Origin of the sequence: Verrucomicrobium sp. BvORR034 (genome assembly GCF_000739635.1) — a bacterium.
GTDB lineage: Bacteria > Verrucomicrobiota > Verrucomicrobiia > Verrucomicrobiales > Verrucomicrobiaceae > Verrucomicrobium.
On the sequence record NZ_BATQ01000142.1, the window covers coordinates 60,709 to 70,130 of the forward strand.

General features: G+C 59.2%; 10 protein-coding genes. 5 read left to right on the forward strand and 5 right to left on the reverse strand.

The features are described 5' to 3' along the window. Positions 1–11 precede the first annotated feature (11 nt). On the forward strand, positions 12–1,685 hold the full coding sequence (locus tag BV034_RS25075) for a fatty acyl-AMP ligase (RefSeq protein ID WP_063768897.1): 1,674 nt from the start codon (positions 12–14) through the stop codon (positions 1,683–1,685). Next, positions 1,682–3,313, forward strand: a complete 1,632-nt coding sequence (locus BV034_RS25080; RefSeq protein WP_050029708.1) for a condensation domain-containing protein — start codon at positions 1,682–1,684, stop codon at positions 3,311–3,313. Before BV034_RS25075 ends, BV034_RS25080 begins: the two co-directional genes overlap by 4 nt. On the opposite strand, the gene BV034_RS25085 is transcribed toward BV034_RS25080, so the two are convergent. Then, on the reverse strand, positions 3,267–4,169 hold the full coding sequence (locus BV034_RS25085) for a hypothetical protein (RefSeq protein WP_265593449.1): 903 nt from the start codon (positions 4,167–4,169) through the stop codon (positions 3,267–3,269). The genes BV034_RS25080 and BV034_RS25085 overlap by 47 nt on opposite strands. 42 nt (positions 4,170–4,211) lie before the next feature. After that, a complete protein-coding gene (locus BV034_RS25090; protein WP_050029710.1) occupies positions 4,212–4,823 on the reverse strand; it encodes a hypothetical protein in 612 nt (203 codons plus the stop codon). A 183-nt stretch (positions 4,824–5,006) separates the two neighbouring features. On the opposite strand from BV034_RS25090, the gene BV034_RS25095 reads away from it, so the two are divergent. The 3 genes from BV034_RS25095 to BV034_RS25105 all read left to right on the forward strand — a co-directional run bounded on the left by BV034_RS25095 (position 5,007) and on the right by BV034_RS25105 (position 7,867). Then, entirely contained in the window at positions 5,007–5,588 is a 582-nt protein-coding gene (locus BV034_RS25095) for a DJ-1/PfpI family protein (RefSeq protein WP_050029711.1), read from the forward strand. Positions 5,589–5,867: 279 nt separating this feature from the next. Then, positions 5,868–6,887 (forward strand): peptidoglycan-binding protein, encoded by a 1,020-nt coding sequence (locus tag BV034_RS36405; protein ID WP_265593450.1) that lies wholly within the window; start codon positions 5,868–5,870, stop codon positions 6,885–6,887. Positions 6,888–7,159: 272 nt separating this feature from the next. Beyond that, positions 7,160–7,867, forward strand: a complete 708-nt coding sequence (locus BV034_RS25105; RefSeq protein ID WP_050029712.1) for an NAD(P)H-binding protein — start codon at positions 7,160–7,162, stop codon at positions 7,865–7,867. Positions 7,868–7,871: 4 nt separating this feature from the next. Here the strand turns inward: BV034_RS25105 and BV034_RS25110 are convergent, their stop codons facing one another. From BV034_RS25110 to BV034_RS36415, 3 genes are all read right to left on the reverse strand, one after another. Next, the gene (locus tag BV034_RS25110; protein ID WP_050029713.1) at positions 7,872–8,228 is read right to left on the reverse strand and encodes a glyoxalase superfamily protein; all 357 of its coding nucleotides are present in this window, start codon (positions 8,226–8,228) and stop codon (positions 7,872–7,874) included. Positions 8,229–8,813: 585 nt separating this feature from the next. Beyond that, positions 8,814–9,176 carry a hypothetical protein gene (locus tag BV034_RS36410; RefSeq protein WP_265593451.1) on the reverse strand — a complete coding sequence of 121 codons (363 nt, stop codon included), beginning with the start codon at positions 9,174–9,176 and terminating at the stop codon, positions 8,814–8,816. Continuing rightward, the coding region (locus BV034_RS36415) for a hypothetical protein (RefSeq protein ID WP_265593452.1) at positions 9,173–9,422 on the reverse strand (250 nt) is incomplete at its 5' end. The genes BV034_RS36410 and BV034_RS36415, both read right to left, overlap by 4 nt.

Sequence of the window (9,422 nt, forward strand, 5' to 3'; positions counted from 1 at the left end):
CTCGTTCCTGGATGGAACTCCTCCGTCAGCATGCAGACCGCGTCCCCGACAAGATAGCGGTCACCCTGCTGGCCAACGGGGAGACGGAGAGCGGGCACCTCACCTACCGCGAACTGGATCTGCGCGCCCGGGCCATCGCCGGGCATCTGCAGTCCGCTGGCCTGGGGGGCAGGTGCGTGCTCCTGCTGCATCCTTCGGGCCTGGAATTTGTCACCGCCTTCTTCGGTTGTCTTTACGCGGGGGTCATCGCCGTGCCGGTCTTCCCTCCAAGGTTCAACCGCAACATGCAGCGGCTGGACCATATCATCGCAGACACCTCGCCGGGGCTGGTGCTGACCACCACCAGTATGATGAGCCGACGCGAGACCGCCCCGGCCCTTTCGGAAATACCCTGGGTGGCCACGGAACTCATCCCAGAAGCCTCAGCAGACTCATGGGCCGCCCCTGCATTGGAGCGCAGCAACATCGCTTTTCTCCAATACACATCCGGCTCCACCTCCGCGCCCAAGGGTGTGATGGTCACCCATGGCAACCTCCTGGCCAATCATGCCATGATGCAGGCGGCCTATGATCAGGATGAGAACAGCACCATCGTGTGCTGGATGCCTCTCTTTCATGACATGGGGTTGATCACTGCACTGTTGCAAGGGCTCTATCTAGGGTCCCGGGTGGTGATCATGCCGCCGGAGACGTTTATCATGAAGCCAGCCCGCTGGCTCCAGGCGATGTCTCGATACCGCGCCCATTCCACTGGCGCTCCAAATTTTGCCTACGACCTCTGTGTGAGAAAAGTCACGCCTGAGCAATGTCAGGATCTGGACCTCAGCGCCTGGCGTCTGGCCATGAATGCCGCCGAGCCGGTGGTGGCGGAGACCCTGCAGCAGTTCACCACCAAGTTTGCCCCGTACGGCTTCCGCCAGGAGACTCTCAATCCCGGCTACGGCCTGGCAGAGGCCACGGCGTTTGTCACCTCCGGTGCCTGCGCCGCCTTGCCGGTGCTCCACCTGACGCCCCCCTCCACCACACCCGACAGCACCACGACGCGCCCCAAGGTCGCCTGCGGCCCACCGTGGGAGGGTGGGCAGGTGCTCATAGTCGATCCCGATTCGCTCGAACCCTGCCCGCCCGGAGTGGTTGGGGAGATCTGGCTGACCGGCCCCCATGTCGCCGCCGGTTATTGGAACCAACCTGAGGCGACCACCCGCACCTTCCACGCCTTTACCGCGGGCGGCACGCACGGGCCCCATCTTCGCACGGGTGATCTGGGCTATATGTATCAAGGCGAACTGTGCGTCTCCGGCCGGCTCAAAGACATCGTCATTGTCTGCGGACAGAATCATGATCCGGCCGACATCGAACTGACCGTGGAGGCCAGCCACCCGCGCATCCGACCCCACGCCACAGCAGCCTTTGGCATCTATGATGGGGACACTGAGAAGTTGGTGGTGCTGGCGGAACTGGGGCGTCCTGCACGAGGCGAAACGGCCGACGGCGATGCGGCCACCCTGCACACCGAGATCCTCAGAAATGCCCGCCGAGATGTGAGCGAGCAACACGGCATCACCCTGCATGAGCTCGTGCTGCTGCCGCCCTCTTCCCTGCCAAAGACTACCAGCGGCAAGATCCAGCGGCATGCCGCGCGCCGACTCTACCTCGACCGTCAGCTCCCTCCTCTCTCCCGATGACACCCGAAGCTCTCACCGCCTGGCTGGTTGAAAAAACCGCCTCCCTTCTCCAACTTCCCGTTCACTACGTCGACCCCGCCCAACCCTTTGCCAGCCAGGGATTGGACTCCATGGGGATGCTGGAACTGACGGGCGACCTCGCCGCCCACCTTGGCCGTGAGTTGCCCCCTTCGCTGATTTGGGAGCACCCCACCATCGTCGCCCTTGCCAGCCACCTCACCCAGACTTCTTCGGAGATGGATGAGCTCCCCATTGTGCCGGTGTCCAGAGATATCCCGATCCCCCAAACCTTCGCTCAGGAACGCATGTGGCGGGAGTACCAGGTCAACGGTCATGATCGACGTCAGATAGTGTGGCGGCTCCTCCGGCTGACTGGGGATGAACTGGATCTTCCTGTGCTGAAGGAAAGCGTGACCAGGCTCATGTTGCGCCATGAAGCCCTGCGCACCACCTTCACCGAAGCTGGTGGCATGCCCGTGCAGCAAATCCACCCTTCGCCGCTCGGCGAGCTTGAGATCATCGACCTCACCGGACAAGAGGGCGCAGAACAGAGCGCGAGGGTTCACATCGAGGAGGCCGTAAAGCAGCCCATCGACCTCTCCGTGGGCCCACTCGCGCGCTTTCACCTCTTTGTATTGGGCAAAGGAAACTACCTCTTCTGCCTTCTCATTCACCACATTATTTGTGACGGAGAATCCAACCGGATTCTCATCGAGGACCTCGGCCAGATCTACCAGGCCGCCCTGGCGGGTGCGATCGCCGGGATTTCCGAGCCGGCGCCATTAACGGTCCAGACGGCCGACTTTGCCACCTGGCAGCGTCAATGGCTTAAAGAGGATGGCAGTGCCTATACAAGACACGTGACCTGGTGGAACGAACTTCTGGGCAGCACACCGCCCTCCTACGCCTGCGCGGGACTCCGGTGGGAGCAGGCACCGACCACCCTGGATCCCGAGCAGTGTCGCGTCGGACGTCTGATCTCGCTGAAGACACTTCAGAAACTGGAAGCCCTATCCGTGCAGGAAGGTAGCACCGTCGCCAATGTGGTTTACACCGCTATGGTGCTGGCCTTGAGCCGACATGGCACAGACGCCCGGGCTCTCCTGGGCAGCTACGTCACCGACCGCCGGCGTCCTGCCCTGCGCCGGCTGCCAGGCCTCTATGTGAACCTGATAGTGATGCCCATGCCGCAGGTTCCGGCCGGAGATTTTCTGGAGGCCTTGCACACCGTCACTGAGGCGCTGCACCAGATCGCCCTACACCAGGATTTGCCCTTTGAAGAGCTGGCCAAAGCCCGTGCCAAGGCCAGCCTCTACGCCCCCCACCCTCTCATGATCTTCAACTACCGCCGACAGGCAGAATTGCCCGAGTTCTTGGTCCCTGGAGTGACGATCAGTGGATGGAAGACGGCTACCAAACGTAAGAGGACCGCCATCCCCTGGGGCATGAACATCGCCGGAGTGGAAAATGATGCCGGCATTGACCTGCACGCCATCTATGACGTTGGCCTCTACGATCCCGCGAAGGTGGACGCCATGCTGGAAGACCTGGCCTCCATTCTCTTCACTGTCGCGGCGTCATTCACTGGGGCACGTACTGATCCAGCTTCTTTCGCTGTGGCTCCGTGAGCGGATCGAGCGTCACCTTCACAGTGGGCAGCGCCTGCCTTAGGGGCTCCACACCGGTTTCAGGAAAGTCGGTTTCATAGAGCAGCAGGGTCTTCAGAGAAGGCAGCCCCTTCAGCACCTTCACCCCCTCCAGAGTGAAGCGTGCCTCACCGATCTTCAGATCCTCCAGCGTCTTTATGCCAGCGATGGTCACCAGGGAGATATCACTCAGGCTGGTGGCTTTCCGGTCTTTGCCGGGGAGACGCTGCCCCAGCTTCAGAGAGCGGAGATTGGGGAGTTTGGCAATGTGGGCATTTCCCGCCTCCGTCTGATACGTGTGCCAGGTGGAGAAGTCCTTGAGCTGGGTGATGGTCGCGATTGCCGCGAATCCATCATCTCCCATGGAGATACCCGCCACCGTCAGCCGTTCCAGATTGGGGCAGACTTTCAAATGGCCAAAGCCCACACCGGTGAAGCCCGGCATGCCGAAAGACGTATGAAAAAACGAGGCCTGTTTCAGGTTCCCAAAGGCGGCGAAATGCCGGAGCCCGTCGTCCGTCAGTTTGGCTCCGTCGGTCCCGATCGCTTCCAGTTCCTTCAGTCCGGCCAGACTAGGGAGTGTTTCGTCATTCAGTCCATGACAGCCACCGTAGAGGGTGAGCTTCTTCAAGGAAGTCACCTGACCGATCAACTTGAACTCCGCCGGGCCGAGCTTTTTGCAATCGGTGATGGTGATTTCCGTGATCACTCCCCCTTTCTCAACCACCTTCCCGCCCACGGCGACGAGTTGTTCCTTCACGGCGGCCGCGTCATCGGCGGCGGCCATGATTGAAAAGATCTGTAGACTGGCAAAGATGGCGGTGAGGTGACGGTGCATGCTTCTCACAAACGCCATCTACCTAATTCATCCTTCACCACTTCAGCATGGATTTGGCGTCGTATGACGATGCCGCATGATGTGACCACTCCGGCTGATCAACCACCGCAGCGTGGCTTGGTGCCCGCAACAGGCATCGGTATCGATGATAGACCACTCCACCATGGCGGTGCCCCCATCCGCAGAGAGCACCACCTGGGGATGCAGCAGACCAGCATTCCATTCCTCCACCTGCAAAGTCTCGGCAGGGGCCAGTTTTGCCTCAACGAATGTGCACTTCTCCAGACGAAACCCTCCCACGTCATTCCAGAAGCGGTCCGGGACTTTGATCTCCTGTCCGTCCCAATAGAAGCGGAAGGTCTTGAGCACGCCGTCAGTGGGATGGAGAGTATCAGGAAGGCGTCTGTCCCCAAAGGAATAGCGCACAAACTCGCTGTCCCCCACCTTGTAGGTCTCAGAGGTGGTCTCCTCCTCGCGAATGAGCGATACTTCCAGACGCAGCCGACCTTCAGTGGATTGAAACACGGAATCGGTGGGTCGTTCCAGCTTCTCGGACCAACGGGTCCAGAGATCGGGGGATTCTGCGGGATCCTGCACAGCCATGCTGATGGCAGGAACGACGCCGCTCATGGCGAAGAAAGCACGCCTTTTCATAAGAGTGTTTTTTTGAGGGTGGTGATTTACCCCCGGCAAAGAATAACTCGTTGGACCTCACTTGTCACGCGATTGAACGCTGCTGCTCTCCCGAAGCTCAGCTTGCGATTTCTGTGACATTTGAAGCCGGACGCTATTCAGCCTCGCCTAACCGAGCCCCCGTTTCGTAATCTCCTGCCATCTATGAGCGCAAAAAAGATTCTCTGTCTGGCCGGTGATTTCGTCGAAGATTACGAACTGATGGTGCCCTATCAGGCTCTGGTGATGGTGGGGCATCAAGTTGACGTCGTTTGTCCGGACAAAAAAGCCGGCGACAAGGTGCGCACCGCCATCCACGACTTTGAAGGCGACCAAACCTACTCGGAAAAGCCCGGGCACAACTTCACGCTCAATGCCACCTTTGCGGATATCAATCCCGCCGACTACGACGCCTTGCTCATCCCCGGAGGTCGCGCCCCCGAGTACCTCCGCCTCCACGAAATTGTCCTCAATGCCGTCCGCCACTTCACCGAGTCGGGCAAACCCATCGCCGCGGTCTGCCATGGTGTGCAACTTCTGTCCGCAGCCGGCGGATTGAAAGGTCGCAAGTGTGCCGGGTACTATGCCTGTGGACCGGAGGTGACCCTGGCCGGTGGGGAATTCCAGAACATCGCCGTGGATGGTGCGTTCGTGGACGGCAACCTGGTCACCGCTCCCGCCTGGCCAGCCCACCCCGCCTTCCTGGCCAAGTTCCTGGAAGTGCTGGGGACCAAGATCACGCTGTAATCAACCGTAGAACCGTTCCCCGCAGCCGCTCCCTTCGGCAGGGAGCGGTTTTTTTGTTTCCCACCCTATGCCATCCGGTTCAAGGAATTACCAACCCTCAGCCCATGACTCTCAGCCCCTCATCCCTTATATAATTCCTCATTCACAATTATCCGGCGTACGTTTCCAGTCCAAAAATGGCCCTCTTTTTTGGTGCCAAAATGTCTCTCTATCTTTCCCTAAACTTGAATACCTCGGGAAGCAGGGCGTCGAAACTTGTGAACCAAGATGATGACTCCTATGAAAACGACCCCCACACGATATCTCACGCCTGCCCTGGCGGCCATGCTGGCGCTGGGCCTGAGCGTCCCGCCTGCGGCGGAAGCGAAAAAGAAAGACGATGACCGCGGCAAGAAAAAAAGCCGGTCCAGCGTGCAGCATCGTGAAAACCGGGGCAGCCCCCGGACGGCTCATGTTGCCCGCAAGTCCGCCCCTTCTCGCGGCCCCAGCTCGAGAAGCCACGCAGTGGCCAGCAACCGGCACCGCCCCAGCCCTTCGCGCACCATTCACCGCAAGCCTGCCGAGCGGCATGTGGCATCGCGTTCCTCGCCTCGCAGTCGCGCGCCCCAACACCGTCTGGCCTCGGCTTCCGTCCATCGTCACGACAATGATCGCAACCGTGATCACCGGGTAAACCGGAGCTCGCCCGTCAGGCGATCCTCTGCCATTTCCCAGCGCGAAAGGGAGGTCCGGAGCCGTGCCATCGCTCGTAGCAGCGACCGCCACCGCGACATCCGCCGCGCCCCGGTCCGCAGGGATTCCGACAGAAATCATGTGGTCCGCAGGGACCGCGACCATGACCGCAATCGCTATGTCAGCAGCCATCGTGAAACGCGTCACAGTCACAATGCCCGTCCCCGTGACCGCGGCCACTATCACAGCCGTCATGAGCACCACTCTCACGACTGGTATCGCAACAACGGCTGGGACTATGACTACGACTACTACCGCGTCCACCGCCAGCACCGCTACTACAATGACCTGATGGCCACCTTCATCTTTGACACCAGCGGTCCTTCGTACTACTCGCCCGGCTACAGCTACCCGGCACGCTCCACGTACGATGGCTATGGGTACGACATGGAGACCCTCTATGCCGTGCAGGTAGAACTTGCCAACGCTGGCTACTACTATGGCGAGATCGACGGCCAGATCGGCCCCGGTTCCCGCTCCGCCATCATCAACTACCAGCAGGATTACAACCTGCCGGTGACAGGCCGAGTGGACAGTTACCTCCTCGAATCCCTGGGCATCCAGTAACCCCTGGCAGACGAATTAGATAGTGCACCTCGGGAAGCGGATTTGCACCGCCCCTTGCCATCCAAGATTTAGACCATTAAACCAGTCCCGGAAGGGCCGGCCTTGCGTCGGCTGCCCACAGGCCCAGTGCCTGTAGCCCGGGGCTGGTTCGGTTTTTAGAGGGCTCATGCCGAAAGTGGAGGGATCCCACGAGGCTCCTACAGCCAAGCAACGCCGTCAGTTTGCTTGACTCGCTATTGCAATCCCCGGACAGTTCCCGGCAAAACCTCCTTATGCATCCGCAGAAAACTGGCAGAGTTTGTATTGTAGGCGTTTCCGGCAAACTGGGGCAGTACATGGTGCAACAGGCCCTCGACAGAGGCTATGAAGTGGTAGGAGTCTGCCGCCCCGCCAGCGTGCCCAAGCTCGATCGATTCAAAGATCGCATCACCATCCTGCCAGGCAGAACGGATGATCGGGAAGTGATCCAGCAGGCAGTGAAGGACTGCGATGGTGTGCTCACGGTGCTTGCACCGTGGGGCATGCGACACTACTCTTCAGGCACCGCACAAGCAGTGCTGGACTTCGCTCCGCCTGAGGCCCGACTGGTCTTCTCTTGCGGCTGGCACATCAGCAAGGATGGCAAAGACCAGTACACACGCACCTTTCTTATGACCGTGAAAGTCGTGACGTGGCTGGCCCGGCTGCTGCGTGCCGTTGACATTAATGACCAGGTGGAAGCCTGCCGACGAATCTTTGCCAGTGATCGCCGTTGGACGGTGGTGCGTGGCAGCGACCTGGAAGAAGGCCCCAGTGAGGGCCTGCCCGTATGGAGCCGCCATGTGGGCGATCCTATCCTGCAGAGCAATCGCACCCGCCGTGTCGACTACGCGCTGTTCATGGTAGAAGCCCTGAAGAATGACGCCCTGATCCACGAAGCCCCCGCCATCGTCAGCTGTCAGTCGCCCTCAGCGGTCAAAGCTGCGGCAGGGCAACCCTAGAGGCCTATTCGCTCTTTACCTCGCAGCCAAAGGACAGGTGATTCCCGTCCGGGTCCACGACCATGAAGTCCCGCATGCCGTAGGGATAGTCACGGGGCTCCGCTTTAATCTGTGCCCCTTTCGCCTGAATTTCCCTGTAATAGGAATCCACCTCATCGGCAAAGATGCACACCGTGCCCCCGCCCACCGGGCGCTGGTGGATGGAGTGCGCACAGAGGTGCACACACACATCACCGATCGTGACTCCCGCGTATTCGCCAAAGCGGAAGTCCTCGGTGAAGCCCAGCACTTCCACATAGTGCTTGAGCGCTGCCTCCAGATTGGACACTTGAAACACCGTGGCGGACTGTTGGGCTTTCATCGTGGCAGACAAGTGGTGAGTTCCAATAGGCGAAGCGTTATGACAAAACTGCCACTTGTCCGGTTGTCAACCGAGGTGAGGAAAACCGACAAACCTCGCACGTTTTGAGGTAGCCGCCAAGGAGCCAACAGCTCCCACGTCCTCAGCCGAAGTTCTTCCTCGAAGAGGATGGAGCTACAAGCCCAACGTTGGCGAGCTTCCAGCGAGTCTACGTTGGGTCCGAGTGTTGGAAGTTGCTACTCTGAAGGAGTTGTGGCGGTCTGAGGTCCTTTCACACTCAAGATTCCTTGGCAGGCCCTGGCTTAGGCATCTGCAAGCTTCGCCTTCCAGCCGACGTCACCTGGCTTCGACGGACTCTGGTCCTCTCTCGCTACTCGAAAGGCGTCCACCAAAAAGAAAATCCCGGCCGCATCATGCAGGCCGGGGTTCTCATAAATCGTTCCTATCTCAACGCGGCACCGGGCACCCGAGCGCTGCGGAACCAAGGTTAGGAAGCCCTGCTGATTGCAGGCAAATCGGATGATTGATGTAAAACTTACCTTGAGACTAGCTAAGTTGCCTCCTACACGGCCTTAGAATTCGCTCTCACTTTCCGCGCCCAATGTTCCCAGCCCCTTTGCCGTATAAGCGCTCCAGCAACCCAAATATTGCAGTTCGCAGTTTCAAAATTGCAGACCAACCCGCTCCAACAAGCATCAAAACCAAAGGTTTATCTAGATAGCTAACGCTACTTCCGACTCCATAGGAAATAATTCCGCCACAAGACACATAGGCGCTGCAAGCGAGGAAAAGCCACCACCCTTTATGTTCTAGAAATCGATCCGGCAGAAGATTCGTAAACCCCAGCAAGGACGCCACCAAGGCAGCGAACGCTCCCAAGCAGCCCCACGCAAAGTAGGCAGTGCTTGGTTCCTGCCCAATCTGACGAACCAGTTCGAGATGACTCATGAGAAAGAGTGAGTTGAATTTGGATCAAATGCTCCATGATGTTGGAGCAAATCGTGCACATGTTTGATTCCAGTCGGCGTAAACTCCCATAACCCAGTTTCTACATTCCGAATTTTGCGCTCCACTACGTCCGAGACATCGCCATCTTTCGACTTTCCTTCCCTATCCGAAGACAGAGATTTTAGCGCGCTACTTAGGTTCGATGTATCGACACCGTGTTCACGCAAAAACCCCCCCGCATCCGAG

What these genes read in the sequence shown, in the direction of transcription:
- BV034_RS25075 (WP_063768897.1), top strand. Translation starts at nt 12, where the DNA reads ATGGAACTCCTCCGTCAGCATGCAGACCGCGTCCCCGACAAGATAGCG.
- BV034_RS25080 (WP_050029708.1), top strand. Translation starts at nt 1,682, where the DNA reads ATGACACCCGAAGCTCTCACCGCCTGGCTGGTTGAAAAAACCGCCTCC.
- BV034_RS25085 (WP_265593449.1), bottom strand. Translation starts at nt 4,169, where the DNA reads ATGCACCGTCACCTCACCGCCATCTTTGCCAGTCTACAGATCTTTTCA.
- BV034_RS25090 (WP_050029710.1), bottom strand. Translation starts at nt 4,823, where the DNA reads ATGAAAAGGCGTGCTTTCTTCGCCATGAGCGGCGTCGTTCCTGCCATC.
- BV034_RS25095 (WP_050029711.1), top strand. Translation starts at nt 5,007, where the DNA reads ATGAGCGCAAAAAAGATTCTCTGTCTGGCCGGTGATTTCGTCGAAGAT.
- BV034_RS36405 (WP_265593450.1), top strand. Translation starts at nt 5,868, where the DNA reads ATGAAAACGACCCCCACACGATATCTCACGCCTGCCCTGGCGGCCATG.
- BV034_RS25105 (WP_050029712.1), top strand. Translation starts at nt 7,160, where the DNA reads ATGCATCCGCAGAAAACTGGCAGAGTTTGTATTGTAGGCGTTTCCGGC.
- BV034_RS25110 (WP_050029713.1), bottom strand. Translation starts at nt 8,228, where the DNA reads ATGAAAGCCCAACAGTCCGCCACGGTGTTTCAAGTGTCCAATCTGGAG.
- BV034_RS36410 (WP_265593451.1), bottom strand. Translation starts at nt 9,176, where the DNA reads ATGAGTCATCTCGAACTGGTTCGTCAGATTGGGCAGGAACCAAGCACT.